This is a genomic window from Nonomuraea sp. NPDC050790 (assembly GCF_044456745.1).
Classification (GTDB): domain Bacteria; phylum Actinomycetota; class Actinomycetes; order Streptosporangiales; family Streptosporangiaceae; genus Nonomuraea.
The window spans coordinates 1572386-1589790 of record NZ_JBITGF010000001.1; the positions used below are offsets into that span (position 1 = coordinate 1572386).

The 17405-nt window shown below is 72.4% G+C and carries 19 protein-coding genes; 13 read left to right on the forward strand and 6 right to left on the reverse strand.

Translation table 11 applies throughout. The features are described 5' to 3' along the window. The first annotated feature begins 18 nt into the window (after positions 1 to 18). From ACIBEJ_RS07110 to ACIBEJ_RS07120, 3 genes are all read left to right on the forward strand, one after another. The gene (locus ACIBEJ_RS07110) at positions 19 to 1206 is read left to right on the forward strand and encodes a CaiB/BaiF CoA transferase family protein (protein WP_397181700.1); all 1188 of its coding nucleotides are present in this window, start codon (positions 19 to 21) and stop codon (positions 1204 to 1206) included. Next, positions 1203 to 2012, forward strand: coding sequence for an HpcH/HpaI aldolase/citrate lyase family protein (locus tag ACIBEJ_RS07115; protein WP_397181701.1), 810 nt, complete (start codon positions 1203 to 1205; stop codon positions 2010 to 2012). The genes ACIBEJ_RS07110 and ACIBEJ_RS07115 overlap by 4 nt, the downstream gene beginning before the upstream one ends. Before the next feature lie 216 nt (positions 2013 to 2228). Beyond that, positions 2229 to 2399 carry a hypothetical protein gene (locus tag ACIBEJ_RS07120; RefSeq protein ID WP_397181702.1) on the forward strand — a complete coding sequence of 57 codons (171 nt, stop codon included), beginning with the start codon at positions 2229 to 2231 and terminating at the stop codon, positions 2397 to 2399. Positions 2400 to 2570: 171 nt separating this feature from the next. On the opposite strand, the gene ACIBEJ_RS07125 is transcribed toward ACIBEJ_RS07120, so the two are convergent. After that, entirely contained in the window at positions 2571 to 3329 is a 759-nt protein-coding gene (locus ACIBEJ_RS07125) for a DUF6597 domain-containing transcriptional factor (protein ID WP_397181703.1), read from the reverse strand. 61 nt (positions 3330 to 3390) lie between these two features. Between ACIBEJ_RS07125 and ACIBEJ_RS07130 the strand changes: the two genes are divergently transcribed. From ACIBEJ_RS07130 to ACIBEJ_RS07175, 10 genes are all read left to right on the forward strand, one after another. Then, positions 3391 to 3936: a TIGR03086 family metal-binding protein gene (locus ACIBEJ_RS07130; protein ID WP_397181704.1), complete on the forward strand. Its 546-nt coding sequence runs from the start codon at positions 3391 to 3393 to the stop codon at positions 3934 to 3936. 80 nt (positions 3937 to 4016) lie between these two features. Beyond that, positions 4017 to 4535: a SigE family RNA polymerase sigma factor gene (locus ACIBEJ_RS07135; protein WP_397181705.1), complete on the forward strand. Its 519-nt coding sequence runs from the start codon at positions 4017 to 4019 to the stop codon at positions 4533 to 4535. Then, positions 4532 to 5629: a hypothetical protein gene (locus ACIBEJ_RS07140; RefSeq protein WP_397181706.1), complete on the forward strand. Its 1098-nt coding sequence runs from the start codon at positions 4532 to 4534 to the stop codon at positions 5627 to 5629. The genes ACIBEJ_RS07135 and ACIBEJ_RS07140 overlap by 4 nt, the downstream gene beginning before the upstream one ends. Positions 5630 to 5659: 30 nt before the next feature. Beyond that, positions 5660 to 6421 carry an SDR family oxidoreductase gene (locus ACIBEJ_RS07145; RefSeq protein WP_397181707.1) on the forward strand — a complete coding sequence of 254 codons (762 nt, stop codon included), beginning with the start codon at positions 5660 to 5662 and terminating at the stop codon, positions 6419 to 6421. Positions 6422 to 6500: 79 nt separating this feature from the next. Further along, a complete protein-coding gene (locus ACIBEJ_RS07150; RefSeq protein WP_397181708.1) occupies positions 6501 to 6905 on the forward strand; it encodes a DoxX family protein in 405 nt (134 codons plus the stop codon). Positions 6906 to 6955: 50 nt separating this feature from the next. Continuing rightward, a complete protein-coding gene (locus ACIBEJ_RS07155) occupies positions 6956 to 7513 on the forward strand; it encodes a hypothetical protein (protein WP_397181710.1) in 558 nt (185 codons plus the stop codon). 102 nt (positions 7514 to 7615) lie between these two features. Continuing rightward, positions 7616 to 8647, forward strand: a complete 1032-nt coding sequence (locus ACIBEJ_RS07160; protein ID WP_397181711.1) for an ABC transporter substrate-binding protein — start codon at positions 7616 to 7618, stop codon at positions 8645 to 8647. Further along, positions 8644 to 9660, forward strand: coding sequence for a FecCD family ABC transporter permease (locus ACIBEJ_RS07165; protein ID WP_397181712.1), 1017 nt, complete (start codon positions 8644 to 8646; stop codon positions 9658 to 9660). The genes ACIBEJ_RS07160 and ACIBEJ_RS07165 overlap by 4 nt, the downstream gene beginning before the upstream one ends. After that, positions 9657 to 10712 (forward strand): FecCD family ABC transporter permease, encoded by a 1056-nt coding sequence (locus ACIBEJ_RS07170; RefSeq protein WP_397181713.1) that lies wholly within the window; start codon positions 9657 to 9659, stop codon positions 10710 to 10712. Before ACIBEJ_RS07165 ends, ACIBEJ_RS07170 begins: the two co-directional genes overlap by 4 nt. A 23-nt stretch (positions 10713 to 10735) precedes the next feature. Next, positions 10736 to 12034 (forward strand): lysine N(6)-hydroxylase/L-ornithine N(5)-oxygenase family protein, encoded by a 1299-nt coding sequence (locus ACIBEJ_RS07175; RefSeq protein WP_397182000.1) that lies wholly within the window; start codon positions 10736 to 10738, stop codon positions 12032 to 12034. A 10-nt stretch (positions 12035 to 12044) separates the two neighbouring features. Here ACIBEJ_RS07175 and ACIBEJ_RS07180 read toward each other — a convergent pair whose 3' ends face one another. From ACIBEJ_RS07180 to ACIBEJ_RS07200, 5 genes are read right to left on the reverse strand one after another with little or no spacing between them, the layout of a single operon-like run. Next, complete coding sequence (locus ACIBEJ_RS07180; protein ID WP_397181714.1) at positions 12045 to 12785, reverse strand: class I SAM-dependent methyltransferase; 741 nt, start codon at positions 12783 to 12785, stop codon at positions 12045 to 12047. Beyond that, positions 12782 to 13636, reverse strand: coding sequence for a siderophore-interacting protein (locus ACIBEJ_RS07185; protein ID WP_397181715.1), 855 nt, complete (start codon positions 13634 to 13636; stop codon positions 12782 to 12784). Before ACIBEJ_RS07185 ends, ACIBEJ_RS07180 begins: the two co-directional genes overlap by 4 nt. After that, positions 13633 to 15435 carry an ABC transporter ATP-binding protein gene (locus ACIBEJ_RS07190; protein ID WP_397181716.1) on the reverse strand — a complete coding sequence of 601 codons (1803 nt, stop codon included), beginning with the start codon at positions 15433 to 15435 and terminating at the stop codon, positions 13633 to 13635. The genes ACIBEJ_RS07185 and ACIBEJ_RS07190 overlap by 4 nt, the downstream gene beginning before the upstream one ends. Next, on the reverse strand, positions 15428 to 17179 hold the full coding sequence (locus ACIBEJ_RS07195; protein WP_397181717.1) for an ABC transporter ATP-binding protein: 1752 nt from the start codon (positions 17177 to 17179) through the stop codon (positions 15428 to 15430). Before ACIBEJ_RS07195 ends, ACIBEJ_RS07190 begins: the two co-directional genes overlap by 8 nt. A gap of 6 nt (positions 17180 to 17185) precedes the next feature. After that, positions 17186 to 17395: an MbtH family protein gene (locus ACIBEJ_RS07200; protein ID WP_397080119.1), complete on the reverse strand. Its 210-nt coding sequence runs from the start codon at positions 17393 to 17395 to the stop codon at positions 17186 to 17188. Positions 17396 to 17405 lie beyond the last annotated feature (10 nt).

Consider the following 17405-nt stretch of genomic DNA (forward strand, 5'->3'; position numbering starts at 1 on the left):
CTTATAAGTTATAGCATCATGACCAGCCTGCCCGACCTCCGGGTGATCGATATGGCGACCCTGTTCGCCGGACCCTCCGCCGCCATGATGCTCGGCGACTTCGGCGCCGACGTCATCAAAATCGAACACCCCCGGCGCGGCGACCCCTCCCGCGGCCACGGCGCCGCCGTCGACGGCGTCGGCCTGTGGTGGAAAACCCTGTCACGCAACAAACGCAACGCCGCCATCGACCTGTCCCACCCCGACGGCCAGCAGATCGCCCGCCGCCTCACCCAAGACGCCGACGTCCTCATCGAAAACTTCCGCCCCGGCACCCTCGAACGCTGGGAACTCGACCCCCACGACCTCCTCGAAGCCAACCCCCGCCTCGTCATCGCCCGCATGACCGGCTTCGGACAACACGGCCCCATGTCCCGCCAGCCCGGATTCGGCACCCTCGCCGAAGCCATGAGCGGCTTCGCCGCCATGACCGGCCAGCCCGACGGCCCCCCGACCCTGCCACCCCTCGCCCTCGCCGACGGCATCGCCGGCCTCGCCATGTCCTACGCCATCATGGTCGCCCTCCACCACCGCGAACGCACCGGCCGCGGCCAGATCATCGACATGGCCATCATCGAACCCATCCTCGGCATCCTCGGCCCCCAGATGAGCGCCTACCGCGCACTCGGCATCATCCCCCAGCGCACCGGCAACCGCTCCAGCAGCAACGCCCCCCGCAACACCTACCGCACCCGCGACGGCCGCTGGCTGGCCATCTCCACCAGCGCCCAACCCGTCGCCGAACGCGTCCTCACCCTCGTCGGCCGCCCCGACCTCGCCGCCCAGCCCTGGTTCGCCAGCGGCGCCGGCCGCGTCCAGCACGTCGAAGAACTCGACGAAGCCGTCGCCACCTGGATCGCCGAACGCGACGCCGCCGACGTCATCGCCGCCTTCGACCACGCCCAGGCCGCCATCGCCCCCATCTACGAAATCTCCGACATCGCCGAAGACCCCCAATACACCGCCCTCAACACCTTCATCGACGTCCCCGACGACGAACTCGGCACCATCACCATGCAGAACGTCATGTTCCGCCTGTCCGACACCCCCGGCGAGATCCGCTGGCCAGGCCGCCCCCTCGGCCACGACACCGACGCCATCCTCACCGAACTCCACTACACCCCCGACCAGATCACCACCCTGCGCCAAGCCGGAGTGATCGCATGACCCTCACCGTCACCTGGCTCTACGTCCCCGGCGACCGCCCAGAACGCTTCGCCAAAGCCGCCGCCTCCGGCGCCGACGAAATCATCATCGACCTCGAGGACGCCGTCGCCCCCGACCACAAAGACCAAGCCCGCACCAACACCCTCACCTACCTCGAAAGCCACCCCACCATCCCCGTCCAGGTCCGCATCAACGACCTCACCACCCCACGCGGCCGCGACGACCTCACCGCCCTCACCGGCGCCCCCGCCCTCACCGCCGTCCGCCTCCCCAAAGTCGAATCCCCCCACACCCTCGACGACCTCCCCCTCCCCGCCTACGCCCTCCTGGAGTCAGCCGCAGGAATCCTCAACGCCGCCGCCATCGCCGCCCACCCCCGCACCACCGGCATCGCCCTCGGCGAACAAGACCTCACCGCCGAACTCACCCTCACCTCCCCCACCGCCCTCGACCACCTCCGCCTCCAAGCCGTCCTCGCCGCAGCCGCAGCCGGCCTCCCCCCCGTCCCCATGTCCGTCTACCCCGACATCCGCGACGAACAAGGCCTCATCACCTCCTGTACGGCCGGCCGCGCCCTCGGCCTCTTCGGCCGCACCGCCATCCACCCCCGCCAAATCCCCCCCATCCGCCGCGCCTTCCGCCCCACCCCCGAAGAAACCACCCAAGCCCGCGACATCGTCCACGCCGCCGAACAAACCGGCCAAGCCGCCTTCACCCTGCCCGACGGCCGCTTCGTCGACGCCCCCATCCTCGCCAGAGCCCGCCGCACCCTCACCCTGGCCGACCAACTCGCCGACACTGACTAAGATCGCCTCCCGTGCATCCGGACGGTTTATGGCGAACCCTCAGGCTCGGACTCGTCAGCCTGCTCATCGCCGCCACAGCAGCAGGACTGGCGCTCGGCGACCAATGGCTCTGGATAGCCGTCCTTCCGCACCCCACCCCCACCACACACCGCCGGATGGAAACAGGTCACCGAGGTCCCCCTCACCAGCCACACCGGCCGCCTCACCGTGCCCTACATGGGCGAGGGCGGCGAAGTGGGCGCCGGCATCCCGATGCCCAACCTCGCGCTCACCGGCAAGGGCCGCTACCGGCTCCGCGTCTACGTACGAACCACGGCAGCGGACGAAGAACACCTGGTCGTCGTGTTCCCAGGAAAATCAAGAAAGAGACTCACCCTGAAACCGTGAACTCCGCTCTACCCCAGCGAGCAGGACACCCCGGTCGGCGATGACTGGTTCGTGTGGGGAGCGGACGAGCCCAAGCCGGGCACGATCCGGTTGATGGCCGCTCGTTGAGTAGGGGGTTGTGGTTCCTGGAAAAATATCGTCATTTTCAACCACTCGCCTTTACATTGTAGATCAAGAGCGGCGACGAGCGTACGCGGCCGGGGTCATGCCCACCGCGGCGGTGAAGTCGCGGGTCAGGTGAGCCTGGTCGGTGTAGCCGAGTTCGGCGGCCAGCGTCGCCAGGTCGAGGCCCTCGTAGACGCGCTCGGCCGCCTCGTACAGCCGGAACCGCCTGATCACCCACTTTGGCCCGATCCCCACGTAGTCACGGAACAACCGCTGCAGCGAGCGCGTCGACCGGCCGGAGCGCGCGGCCAGTTGCTCCACCCTGACCATGGGCGCCTCCGCCTCCGCCAGGGCGACCAGCGCCGCCGCCTCCTCCGCCAGCGGGTCCTCGCGCGGGGCCTGGTCCAGCAGGAACGCCTCCACCCTGGCGATCGCCGCCGCCGCCGAGGGCTCGGCCAGGACCGCTTCGCACAGGGCCGTGCCCGCCGCGCCGTACATGTCGCTGATCTCGGCGAAGCGGCCGGTCAGCTCGGACACCGGGCCGCCGAGGAACGTGCGGAAGCCGCCGGGGCGGAAGCGGACGCCGAGCACGCGGCCGCTTCCGCGCATCGTGTAGGAGAAGCCGCCCCTGATCACGCCGGCGATCCTGCGGTGGCCGGGGGCGATGTTCAGGTTCACGGTGGGATGGGAGAGGATGCGCTGCTCGTACGGCTCCGCCAGCTCCGTCCACGTGACGACCCAGAAGTGGTCCACGAACGCCGCCAGCCCGGGCGAGGGCGCCTGCTGGACGAAGTCGAAGGCGTCCAGGCCCGCGTACGGGTCCACCCAGCCACGGTGTCGCGTTTCTACAAGCCGCGCCTGTGACGGGCGGGGCACCATTGCTGCCATGGATGACATGATGCCGCTGCTGAACCGTGCCGCCGAACGCACCACCCACCTGGTGAAAGGCGTACGGCAGGAGCAGCTCTCCGCACCCACGCCCTGCGCCGAGTTCGACGTCGAAGCCCTGATCGCCCACCTGGAATGGGTCGCGGACCTGTTCGAGTCGCTGGGCGCCAAGGGACCGTACGTCGAGCAGGGGCCCTACACGGGCGACTTCCCCGACCGGGTGGGACGCGCGCTGGCGGTCTGGTCGCGGCCCGAGGCCTGGGAGGGTGAAAGCCCCGGCATGGGGCTGCCGATGACCGTGCTGGGCCACATGTTCCTCGTGGACATGGTCGTGCACGGCTGGGACCTGGCCAAGGCCACCGCGCAGCCGTACGAACCGGACCGGGAGAGCGTGGCGCGGGCCGAGGACTTCACCGGCCAGATGGTGGAGATGGGCAGGCAGCGTGGCGCCTTCGGGCCGCCGGTGGCGGTGCCGGACGACGCTCCCGCCTTCGACCGCCTGCTCGGTCTCATCGGCCGCGATCCGGCCTGGACGGCGCGGTGATCGGAAGGCGGTGAATCCGGCCGAGGTTCCAACCTTTCGCCCCGTGCATGGCGTTTGACCGGGTGAGAGGAGAACGAATCTTGGAACGACACGCCGGCTTTCGCGAGTTCGTGCTGGCCCGCCAGCAGGCGCTCATGCGGACCGCGTACCTGCTCACGGGGGACGCCCACCTGGCCGAGGATCTGCTGCAGAGCGTCCTGGTCAAGGTGGCCGGCCGTTGGGACCATCTGGCCCGCGACGGCAACCCCGAGGCGTACACGCGTAAAGCCCTGGTCAACCAGTACATCTCGTGGCGGCGGCGGCCTCGCCCCGAGTCGCCCACCGCCAGCCTGCCCGAGCACGGGCGGCGCTACGACGACGCGGCGCTGGACCGCATCGTGCTGCGCGAGGCGCTGGCCAAGCTCACTCCCAAGCAGCGGGCCGTACTCGTGCTGCGGTTCTGGGAGGACCTCACCGAGGCGCAGACCGCGCAGGTACTGGGCTGCTCGCTGGGAACCGTCAAGAGCCAGACGCATCACGCGCTGTCGCGCCTGCGAAGCCTGGCGCCGGAGCTGTCCGGTCTGCTGTCGGACCACATGATCGAGGAGGTGGCCCGATGACGAGGCTGCGTGAAGCGTTTTCCGACCTGGCCGAACAGGCTCCGCTCGTGGACCTGGCCGACGCGGCGATCGCGGGGCACGTGCGCAGGCGGCGTACCGGAAGGGCGGTGGCCGCGCTGGCCACCGTCACCGCGCTGGGGCTCACCGGCGCGGTGACGGCGGCGCTGCCGTGGGCGCCGTCTCCCGCCCCGGTCGCGGCCGAGCGGGGTGACAACACAGACAAGGTGCCGGACCTGCCCTCCGCGCCGGGAAGTCCGCTCGGCTACGCCTACCAGACACCATGCGCCAAAGAGCCGTACGACTGCTCCCGGTCGACGTGGCGGGTGGTCACCCGGTCGGGCAAGACCTACCGGCTGCCGCGGGCACTGGCGTACACGGCCCAGAACAACACCGCGCCGGTGTCGATCAGCCGCGACGGCATGCTGCTCGCCTACTACGATCCCACCGAGGGCGCGCACGTGGTCCACGACCTGGGGCGCGGCACCCGCATCGTGTCGCGGCTGCGGCTCGGCAAGGACCGGATGGGCGCCGGATCCATGCTCGTCGTCTCCGACGACGGCCGCCACCTGGCCTTCGACCCGCGCGAGGGAAGCAAGGAGCCGGGGATGGTCATCGACGTGCGCACCGGGACGAGCGTGCCGGTGCCGGGCGCGTACGAGCCGGTCAGCATCAAGGACGGCGTGGCGTCGCTGGTGCGCTACCGCAAGACCGACCTTTGGCTCATGCCGGTCACCGGCGGCGGCAAGCCGGTGCGCTTCGACGGCGCGTTCATCATGTTCAGCGAGCTCGCGCCGGACGGCCGCACGGTCGCGGCGGTACGGCACCGGCGCAGCCTGCGCAACGAGCTGACCCTGCTGGACACCAAGAACGGCAGGACGCTGCGCACGGTACCCGTCCACGGCCTGGCCGACGGCGGCGCGCTGATCGGCACCGGCCCCTGGCGCGGCCCCCAGGAGATCACCGTCCAGTACGCCGGCACGGGCGGCGTGCGCACCTACGCCGTCGACCTGCGCACCGGCCGGGCCCGCCAGCTCGACCGCTACCCCGGAAAGCTGTCCACGGTGACCCTGCCAGGACAGGCGCAACCCGGGTAGAGGTCAGGGCACCCGACGAAGGAGGCCCCGATGACCACCGCAATCGTGACCGGCGCGGCCAGGGGCGTCGGACGGGGGATCGCGCTGGTGCTGGGTGAGGCCGGCGCCACCGTCTACGTCACCGACCGCGAATCCCGCGCCCGCCGCCACTCCGACCTGCCCGGCACCGTCGAGGACACCGCCGAGCAGGTCGGCGAGCGCGGCGGCCAGGGCATCCCCGTCGTCGTCGACCACGCCGACGACGACGCCGTGGCGGCGCTGTTCGAGCGGGTCGGCGCCGAGCGGGGCGGGCTCGACCTCCTGGTGGCCAACGCCTGCGACGGCAACGCGCTGCCGTTCGCGGGCGGGCCGTTCTGGGAGCTGCCCCTGCGGCACTGGCGGAACATGATGGAGGTCGGCGTGCGCAGCCACCTGGTCTCCGCCTGGCACGCCGCTCCCCTGCTCATCGAACGGCGCGGGCTGCTGGTCATGACCGGCTTCACCGACCCGGACGCCGAGGTCATCGCCGGCCACGTCTTCTACGACCTGGCCATGACGAGCGTGAGCAGGCTCGCCCGCACCCTCGCGTGCGACCTGCGCCCGCACGGCGTCACCGCCCTGGCCCTGTCGCCCGGCTTCACCCGCACCGAGGCGATCGTGGCGGCGCTGGGCGAGCGGATGCCGCCGGGCGGCGACCCGATCGAGTTCCCCGGCCGGGCGGTGCGGGCGCTGCTGGAGGACCCCGAGGTCGCCCGGCACGCCGGGCGCACGCTCCGGGTGGCGGACCTGGCCGAGGAGTACGGCTTCCGCTGACCGGGGTGCAGGCAGGTACACCCCGGGTTGGGCGTTACCTGCATTCTGCGCGCCGGGCCGGGAACCTAGCGTCGCAATCATGACAACCTCGACACGTACCAGATCAAGCATCGGGCTGTGGATCCTCCAGGTCGTCACGGCGGCGGCCTTCCTGATGGCGGCGCTGGGCAAGTTCGCCGGCGCGGAGCCGGCCGCGAGCACGTTCGAGGCGATCGGGCTGGGCGACTGGCTGCGCCACCTCGTGGGCGTGCTGGAGGTCGCGGGGGTGATCGGCCTGCTGGTGCCGCCGCTGACCGGACTCGCCGCGCTGGCGTTCGTCGCGCTCATGATCGGCGCGACGATCGTCCAGGTCGTCGTGGTCGGCGGCGGCGCGTTCCTGCCGCTCGTCCTGCTCGCGCTCTGCCTGGTGATCGCCTGGGGCCGCCGCGACAGCACGGTGCGGCTGTGGTCGGACCTCAGGTCGCGCCGAGTGCACAAGATCTGATGACAATCCGCATGGGTGCGTTGCGCGCGAACACCCGCACGCTGTCACCCATGCGAACCATCACCCATCACCGCGAGAACCTCCTGGCCCGCTGGCCGAGCGCGGTCGGCCTGATCATCCTCGCCCTGACCGGCCCCGACGCGCACGTCGCCGCCATGATCATCATCCTGGCGGCCCTCTGCTACCTCGCCGCCGCCGCGCTCGGCTCGCGCCGCAGCGGCTGGATCGTCGCGATCCTCGCCTCGGTCATGGTGAGCATCGCCATGGCCACCCCGCTCGACGCGACCCTGCTGCTCCTCGCCGGCGGCCCCGTCTTCCTCGTGTACGGCCTGCTGCGCGGCGCCCGCGTCGACCGGCGCGAACTGGGCATCCAGGCGGCCGCCTTCGCCGGCTACTCGGCGATCGCGCTCACCGCGATGACGGTAAGCCCCCTCCTCGCCGTCCACCTCGCGGCGCTGGCCGCCATCGGGCACGGCGTCTGGGACGTGATCCACCACCGCCGCGACAAGGTCGTCACCCGCTCGCTGACCGAGTTCTGCATGGTCCTCGACTTCGGCCTCGGCGTCCTGCTGCTGGCGGTCACCTGGACCACGATCCTCACCGGCTGAGACCTCCCCCGGAAGCAAAATTTAAGTTAGGCTAGCCTAACCTAACTTATGAGATCATACTTGTCGTGCACCACGTCGGACGACGTTGAAAGGAGCCGTCCCTTGGCACGGCACGAAGCCCCACCCCGAACCCCGGCGACCCTCAGGGCCGCCGCGTTAGGCCTGGTCATGGTCCTGCTGGTGGCGTGCGGTGGCAACGCCCAGAGCGCCCCGCCGTCCCAGCCGGCCGCGCCGCGGCAGGAGGCCGGCGCCTTCCCCGTCACGATCAAGCACGCGGCCGGTGAGAGCCGCATCGAGAAGGCGCCCGCCCGCGTCGTCGCGCTCAGCACCGGCTGGGTCGACGCCACCCTGGCACTCGGCGTCGTCCCCGTCGCGGCCAACCGGTGGAGCACCACCCAGCCGGTCTTCGCCCCGTGGAACGCCGGCCTGCTCAAGGAGTCCACGACCACGCCCATCAACACCGTGGCCGACATCTCCGTCGAGGAGATCGCCAAGCTGCGCCCCGACGTGATCTTCGGCTCCTACCAGGTGACCTCCAACAAGGGCCTGTACGCCGCCCTCAGCAAGATCGCGCCCACCATCGGCATCATCGGCGCCGACAACCAGGACGGCACCTGGCAGGAGATCCTCCTCACCGTCGGCAAGGTCCTGGGCAAGAGCACCGAGGCCCAGGCCGCCGTCGCCAAGGCCGAAGCCGCGCTGGCCGGGGTGCCCACCACGTACCCCGGACTCAAGGGCAAGACGGTCCAGTACGTCGTGCTGCGCCAGCCCGGCACCGTCCAGGCCGGCGCCAAGGCCAACGACCACCTCGTCCGCTTCTTCCAGACCATGGGCCTCGGCCCCGCCCCCGGGCTGACCGCGCTGGAGGCCAAGGACGGTGAGACCGGCTTCCTCAGCTACGAGCAACTCGGCGCCCTGGACGGCGACCTGATGTTCATCGGCGGCTTCAGCGACGAGGAGATGACCGCGTTCGAGAAGTCGGAGCTGTTCAAGAAGATCCCGACGGTGCGCGACGGCACGTACCTGGTGCTCGACGCGGAGAAGATCGGCGCGATGCGCACCCCCACCGTGCGCAACATCCCCTACCTTCTCGACGCCATGAAACCGGCCCTGGAAAAGGCCGGAAAGGCGTGAGCGACGACCACCGGGGCCGCGCTGCGCTGCGCGGCGCCGCCTTGGTGGTGGCCTGCGGGGTGCTGTTCCTCGTGTGCCTGCTCAGCATCGGACTCGGCTCGCTGCAGATGTCGCCCGCCACGGTGGTCACGGCCCTGCTGTCGCCCGACGACTCCTACTCGGCGCTCATCGTCACCTCGATGCGGGTGCCCAGGACGCTCGTCGGGCTGCTGGCCGGCGCCGCGCTCGGCGTGTCGGGCGCGCTCATGCAGTCCATGACGCGCAACCCCCTGGCCGATCCCGGACTGCTCGGGGTCAACGCGGGCGCGGCCACCGCCGTGGTGTTCGCGGTCGCGTTCTTCGGGCTCGACCAGCTCACCTCCTACGTGTGGTTCTCCTTCGCGGGCGCGCTGGCCGTCTCCCTGCTGGTGTACGGCATCGGCTCGGTGGGCGGCACCCGCGCCACCCCGGTACGCCTGGCGCTGGCCGGAACCGCCATCGGCGTGGTCCTGACCTCGATCATCCAGGCCGTCCTGCTGATCGACCCCATCGCCTTCGACCGCTACCGGTTCTGGGCCATCGGGGCGCTGGCCGGGCGGGACATGAAGGTCGTCGAGCAGGTGCTGCCGTTCATCCTGATCGGCCTGGCGATGGCGCTGGTCCTGGCGCCCTCGCTCAACGTGCTGGCGCTCGGCGACGACACCGCCCGCGCGCTCGGGCTGAAGCTGGGACACGTCCGGGTGCTCAACGCGGTCGCCATCACGCTGCTGTGCGGCGGGGCGACGGCCGCGGCGGGCCCGATCGTGTTCGTCGGGCTGGCGGTGCCGCACATGGTGCGCCTGCTCACCGGCCCCGACCAGCGCTGGGTGATCCCCTACAGCATGATCGTGGCCCCGATCCTGCTGCTGGGCGCCGACCTGGCCGGGCGCCTGCTCGCCCGGCCCAGCGAACTGGAGGTCGGCATCGTCACCTCGTGCCTGGGCGCGCCCGTGCTCATGTGGCTGGTGCGCGGGAGGAGGCTGGCGAAGCTGTGAAGAGCGATGTGATCATCCCCGGTCGGCCGGTACGCCTGTTCGGCGAGCGGATCTCCACCCGCGTGTCCGTCCGCACGGTCACCGTGTGCGCGCTGCTGGCCTGCGCCGCCGCCGCGCTCGGCATGCTGGCCCTGTCGGTGGGCGACTACCCGATCCCCCTGCCGGACGTGCTGGCCGCGCTCGCCGGGCAGGGAACGGGCGGCGACCGGTTCATCGTCGCCGACCTGCGCCTGCCCCGCGTGCTGTGCGCGCTGCTCATCGGGGCCGGGCTCGGCGCGGCGGGCGCGATCTTCCAGGGTCTCACGCGCAACGCGCTGGCCAGCCCCGACATCATCGGCTTCACCACCGGCGCGGCCACCGGCGGCATCCTGGTGATCGTGCTGCTGGCCGGGGACTCCGCGCAGGTGGCGGCCGGCGCGCTGGCCGGCGGCGGCGTGGTGTCGCTGGCCGTCTACCTGATGTCGTTCAAGCGGGGCGTGCAGGGATACCGGCTCATCCTCATGGGCATCGGCATCACCTCCATCCTCGTCTCGGTCAACAGCTACCTGCTCGCCAGGGCCGAGGTCGAGACCGCGGCCAACGCCCAGCGCTGGCTGATCGGGTCGCTGAACGGCTCCACCTGGAGCAACACCGCCGTCCTAGCCGCGCTGCTGGCGGTGCTCCTGCCCGCGGCGGCGTCCATGGGCGGCCGGCTGCGGCTGCTCGGGCTCGGCGACGAGCAGGCGCGCGGGCTCGGGCTCGCCGTCGAGCGCTCGCGGCTCGGACTGATGCTGGTCTCGGTCGCCATGACCGCCGCGGCCACGGCCGCCGCCGGTCCGATCGCGTTCGTCGCGCTGGCCGCCCCGCAACTGGCCCGCAGGCTCACCAGGACGAGCGGCGAGGGCGTGGTGTCGTCGGCGTTCATGGGCGCGCTGCTGCTTGTGGCCGCCGACTTCGCCGCCCAGCGGGCCATACCCGGCGTGCAACTGCCCGTGGGCATCCTCACCGGCGTGATCGGCGGGCTTTATCTGGTGGCCCTGCTCACCGCCCAGTGGCGGGCAGGGCGAGGCTGACTCAAGGGAGAATGCGGGTGAGCATGCACGGCCGCGAATCGCAGACCGTACTCGACGTCCTGGGCATCGGGTTCGGACCGTCGAACCTGGCCCTGGCCATAGCCCTCGAAGAACTAACGGCGCCGCCGCTGACCTCCAGGTTCCTGGAGCGGCAGCCGCGCTTCGGCTGGCACCGGGGCATGCTCATCGACGACGCGACGATGCAGGTGTCCTTTCCCAAGGACCTGGTCACCATGCGCGACCCGAGCAGCGACTTCAGCTTCCTGTACTACCTGCGCGAGAAGGGACGGCTGGTCGACTTCATCAACCAGAAGACCCTGTTCCCGCTGCGCGCGGAGTTCCACGACTACTTCGCCTGGGCCGCCGGCCGGCTGGCGCACCTGACCGAGTACTCCGCCGAGGTCGTCGCCGTCGAACCCGTGCACCAACGCGGCGAGGTGCGCGCGTTCGACGTGATCAGCGACGAGGGCGGCATGACCGTGCGGCGACGCGCCCGCACCCTGTCCATCGCCGCGGGACTCAAGCCGCACCTGCCGCCGGGAACGGTCCTGTCCGAGCGCGTCTGGCACACCAGCGAGGTGCTCCCCCGCGTCGCCGAACTCCTCGAATCAGGCCATCCGGTACGGCGGGCCCTCGTCCTGGGCGCCGGCCAGAGCGCCGCCGAGGTCGTGGACCTGCTGCACCGCACGTTCACCGAAGCCGAGGTGTGCGGCGTGTTCGGCAAGTTCGGCTACACCCCGGCCGACGACAGCCCGCTGGCCAACCGCGTGTTCGACCCGGCCGCCGTGGACGTCTTCTACGGCGCCCCGCCCGAGGTCAAACGCTCGATCCTGGACTACCACCGCGGCACCAACTACTCCGTCGTCGACATCGACCTCATCCAGTCGCTGTCCTCGACCATGTACCGCGAACGGCTGCACGGCAGGCAGCGGCTGCGCATGCTGAACGTCTCGCGGGTGCACGAGGTGCGCGAGCACGCCGGCGGCCTGGAGGTCACGGTCGAGGACCTGGCGACGGGCCGGCGCGAGGCGCTGGCCGCCGACGTGCTCGTCCACGCCACCGGCTACCGCCCGCACGACCCGGCCGCGCTGCTCGGCGAGACCGCCAAGCTGTGCCTGCGCGACGACGAGGACGCCCTGCGCGTGCACCGCGACCACAGGATCGTCCTCGCCCCGCACGTCACGGCGGACATCTACCTCCAGGGCGCCACCGAGCACACCCACGGCCTGACCTCGACGCTGCTGTCCACGGTGGCGGTCAGGGCCGGCGAGATCCGCGACTCCCTACTGACCCGCCGCCACTCCCCCGCAGTCCCCTCCTGACCGCCGCCCGTCACCCGGTCTTGGTCGCCGCGACGATCACGCGTGGGGTGGACGGGAGGGCGGCGGGCGTGTCCCTGGCCTCCTCCAGCAGGACGGAGGCCCCGGGGCCCAGCTCGCCCTCCAGCGCCGTGGCCCGCGCGCGCACCAGCTCGTACACCAGGAGCTGCCGCTCCAGCCACCGCTGCGCCTCCTCCCTGGCCGTCACGGTGAACCCGGCCGCGGCCAGCAGCCCGGCGTGGTCGACGTAGGACGGCTCCCAGGTGCTGAACACGAACCTGCCGCCGGGCCGCAGCACGCGGGCCACCTCGGCGAACGCGGCCCGCTTGTTCCACACCATCCACAGCGCGTCCACGCTCAGCACCGCGTCGCACGAGCCTGGCTCCAGGCCGGTGGCGGTGAAGCCGCCGACGGCGAAGCGCGCCTCGGGGAAGCCCAGCGACACGCTCAGCTCGCGCGCCCCTTCCACCGCGACCGCGAGGGGGTCGAGGCCGAGCAGCCCGGCGCCCGCCGCGCGGGCCAGCGCGATGCCGGGGCCGCCCCTGCCGCAGCCCAGGTCCACCAGGAACGTGCCCGGCCGAAGGTCCAGCAGTTCGGCGAAGCGGGCCAGGTCCGTCCTGGTGACGAAGCCGAACGGACGCAACTCCTCGGGATGGTCCTCGCCGTAGACCTCCTGGTAGATGCCCGCCAGGGTCGGGCTGGAGAGCTGCCTGGCGTAGAAGTCGGCGTAGCGGTCCTCCGCGGTCGCGCTCACAGGCCCGCCGCCTCCAACGCCGCGTCGAACTCGTCCTGGCACTGCTCGGAGTCGCCGCCCTGCTCCCGCGTGACCGCGACCCTGGCCCTGACGTCCGGGGCGACCTGCTCGAAACGGCGCTGCCACTCCTCCGCCGCCGGGCGCCAGTAACCGAGCGTGGCGAAGCTGTCCGCGGGCAGCCGCCGTTCGTGGCGCAGGTGCTTGCGGATGGCCCGCATGGCCGCGGCCTCGCCCGCGGCCCAGACGTAGGCGCCGGTCACGTCGTGGCTCTGGACGATCTCCGGCAGGCCGGGGTCGCCCGGGTACAGCCAGGTGATGTCGGCCTCGCCCCGGGTCTCGAACTCCTGGCGTTCCTCGGGGCCCGCGACGTGGGCGTACACCCTGGCCCTGGTGCCGGCGGGCAGTTCCTCCACGATGCGGCCGATGGCGGGCAGCGCGGTCGCGTCGCCCACGATGAGCTGCCACTGAGCCGCGGCGGGCGGGTGGTAGAGGCCGTGCGCCGCCGACAGCCCCACCCGGTCGCCGGGCAGCGCCCTCATGGCCCACGGCGCGGCCACGCCGCCCTCGTGCACGACGAAGTCCACGTCCATCTCGCCGGTGGCGGCGGTGAACTTGCGCACCGTGTACGTGCGCAGCACCGGCTCGGCCACGCCCTCCGGATACACCCAGCGGCCCTCGCCCACCTCGGGCAGCACCGGCTCGCGCTGCCCCGCCGCGGGGAAGAACATCTTGAAGTACTCGTCGGCCGCGCCGCTGCTCGCGTAGCCGTCCAGGCCGAGCGTGACCCTGATCATCAGCGGGGTCACGTGGCGGGTCCTGATGACCTCGGCGGGGAAAAGGGCGTTGCTCACGTCGTCTCCTCAGGGGTGTGGCCGCCGCGCAGTTCGATGCGGCGGTCGAATCGGTCGATGGTGGCGCGGCGGTGGGCGATGACGATCAGGGTGCGCTCGCCCGCCTGCCGTTCGAGCGCGCCCTCGATGAGGGCCGCGGTGGCGGGGTCCACGTCCGCGGTGGCCTCGTCGAGGATGAGTACGGCGGGGCCGAGCAGCATGGCCCGGATCAGGCCGATGAGCTGCCGTTCGCCCGCCGACAGCAGGGCGCCCCGCGCGCCGGTCCCGGTGTCGAGCCCGTCGGGCAGGCCCTTGAGCCAGCCGTCCAGGCCGAGCAGGCCGACCGCCCGCGCCAGGTCGTGGCGGCCGGCGCCGGTGCCCAGGGCGAGGTTGGCGGCGATGGTGCCGCGCACGGTCTGGACGTCCTGCGGGATCAGCGCGACGCGCCGTCGCCGCTCGTCCGGTCCGAGCGCGGCCAGGTCGGCGCCGTCGTGGCGGACCGTTCCCCGGTCGGGGGCGTAGAGTCCGGCCATGAGCTTGGCGAGCGTGGACTTGCCCGCGCCGGTGGCGCCCACCACGACGGCCCGCTCGCCGGGCGGGAAGGCAAGCGTGACCCCGCGCAGGACGTCCTCGCCGGGCACGTAGGCGAAGGCGACCTCACCCACCCGCAGCCCTCGCTCCACCCCCCAACCACCATGTCCGGAAATTCCGGGCAAGAGGTTGGACTTACCGGGCGGTGGCTCGGATTCGGCGGGCGAGGGTCCGGACGGATCGGGCGACGGGTCGGACGGGTCGGACGGGTCGGGCGAGGGGTCGGAAATGTCGGGCGGGGGTTGGGTGGCGGACAGGAGGTCGAGGACGCGGGCCAGGCCGACTCTGGTTCGCTGCACGCCGCCGACCAGGCGGGTCAGCTCCATGAAGGAGTCGAACATGCCGCGGCACGACAGCACGAACACCACCACCGTGCCCACCTCGCCCGGCCCGCCGCCCAGCAGGACGCCGCCCAGCAGGATCACCCCGGCCACGGCCAGGCACTCGGACGCCTGGATGGCGGTCATGGTGTTGAGCGCGCGGGTGGTCTGGGCGATGCCGTCCAGCAGCCGGTCGTTGTCGCGGGCGTAACGGCGGTCCCACTGCGCGGCGGCGCCGGCGAGCTGCAGCGTCTCACGGGCCTCCAGGCTCTCCGCGAACGTGGCCGCCACCTTGGCCTGCCGGTCCGCCTCGGCGTCCCAGGCGCCCGCCGAGCGGACGCGGAAGCGGTGCAGGACGAACAGCGCCGGTGGCATGAACGCCGCGAACAACGCCAGAGCCAGCGGCCACGACCTGCTCACCAGCACGTATCCGCCGATGAGCAGATAGCCGGTCGAGGCCAGCAGCGCGGGCACCTGCCGGCGGACGAACACGGCCAGCTCCGCGATCTCCGCGGTGGCCCGGCCGACCATCTCGCCCGCCGCGTGGCTCTCGACGAACCGCAGCGGGGCCCCGGCCAGCCGTTCCGCCGCCAGGTCGCGCAGCGTGCGGACGAGCCGCTCCCCCGCCGCCCCGAGCAGCAGTTCCCCGCCGAACCGCGCGGCCAGGTGGACCAGCGTGAGACCCAGCAGGGCCAACGTCACGGTCGTGACCAGGCCGGTGTCACCTTCGAGCACGGCCGTGGCGACGGCGCCCACGGCGGCGGGCACCAAAGCCACCGCCGCCGACGCCCCCAGGCTCAGCCCGACGCCCCACCCCATCCGCGCGAGATGCGGACGCAGGTACGGCAGCGCGGCCCGCGTCAGCCCCCGCCTGTCCGGCGCCGCACGCAACCGGCGGACCTCACCCATCGGCCCGTCCGATCGCGATGACCTGGTCGGCCCGTCGCAGTACGGCTGGCCGGTGGCTGACGGCGATCACGGTGGCGTCGCCGAGCCACTCGCGCACCCCCGCCAGCACCCGTTCCTCGGTGGCCTCGTCCACGGCCGAGGTCACGTCGTCGAGCAGCAGGACGTCGGGACGGCGCAGCAGCGCCCTGGCCAGGGCGACCCGGCGCCGCTGGCCGCCCGACAGGGTGTCGCCGCCCTCACCGACCGGCGCATCGAGCCCGCCGGGCAGGGCCTCGACCTCGTCCAGGACGGCCGCCGCGCGCAGGACGGCGCGCAGCTCGGCGGGCCCCGGCGGGTCGTCCAGCCCGAGGGTGAGGTTGTCCGCGACGGTGCCGGACACGAGCACCGGCCGCTGCGGCACCAGCGTGACCAGCTCGCGCAGCCGGGTCAGGCCGATCTCGCGCAGCTCCAGGCCGCGGTAACGGACCTGGCCTGCCGTGGGTTCCCGCAGGCGTACCAGCACCCGCAGCAGCGTGGACTTGCCCGCGGCCACCGGACCGGTGACCACGGCGAACACCCCGGATTCCACCCGGAAGTCCACCGGCCCGAGCACCGCGCGCCCGCCGTCCGCGACCGTGAGCCCCACGGCCTCGACCACCGGCCCAGACCTCCCGCCGCCCACCCGAACCCGGTCGGGGGGATTCCGGACACCCTTCCGGGCGCTCGGCGTGTGCGCGTCCGTACCCGCGTGCGAAGGCGCGGTGCTCTGGACGGCCGGGCCGGTGTGCAGGATCTCGGCGATGCGTGCGGCGGCCTCGACCGCCTGGGCCCGCTGGGAGAGGCGTACCGACAAGGTGGTCGAGGTGGCGGTGAGCATGAGCATCCAGGACGCGAACGCGGCCAGCCCGCCCACCGTCATCGTGCCCGCCGCCACCGCGGGGGCGCCCGCCGCCACCCCCAGGGCGACGGCCAGCAGCGGCACGAAGGACGAGACGGCCGACCAGCCCGCCCCCGCCCTGGTCACGGCCAGCGCCTCGCGCGTCACCTCGGCGCTGCGCGCGTGGTGGGCGCGTACCATGGCCTGCTCGGCGCCCGCCCCCTTGACGGTCAGGGCCGCGCCGACCAGTTCGTCCACGACGTCGGCTCGCCGTCCCTGGGCCGCCGCCAGCGCGCCGCTGCGCGCCCCGAGCACCCGGCCGAACACGACGTTCGTGCCGAGGACGGCCGCCACGCAGCCCAGGCAGAGCAGCGCCAGCGGCGGGTGCAGGAGCCAGACCGCCACCACGACCGTGCCGAGCCCGATGACCAGGTGCGGAAGGGCGGTGGTGCCGCCGACCCAGATCCAGATCAGGTCCACGTCGTGGGAGTTGCGCGCCTGAAGGTCGCCCCGGCCGAAGGCGGCGGCCGTGCGGGCGTCGAGCGTGAGCAGGTGCGCGGACAACCGCCGCCGCAGCCACGTGATGATCTTGGCGCCGGCCATGTAGTCGAGGTGCTGGCCGGCGTGCTGGGTGAGCCAGGCGAGCAACCCGGTGCCGACGATCACCCCGCTCCACCGCAGCACCGCCGCCCGGTCCGCGGCGACGAGCCCGTCGTCGAGGGCGCGCTGGATCGACAGCGGCAGCGACACCAGGGCGAGCTGCCAGAGCGTGGTGAGCGCGGCGGCGGCCGCTATGGCCCGCCACTCGGTGCGCAGGCACCAGCGCAGCAGTTCGCGGGCGGCCCGTGGGGAGCCGCCCGCGAACCGCGGATTCGTGGTGGTGCTCACCGGCGCCTAACGGTCCATGGCCCGCTGCAGGCTCAGCGGCCGCATGTCGGTCCAGTGGCTCTCCACGTACTCCAGGGCGGCCGCATGGGTGCCGGGCCCGTGGACCACCTCCCACCCCGCGGGCACGTCGGCGAACTCGGGCCAGAGCGAGTGCTGGCCCTCGTCGTTGACGAGCACGAGGAAGGTGCCGTTCTCGTCGTCGAACGGGTTGGTCATCGAACCTCCA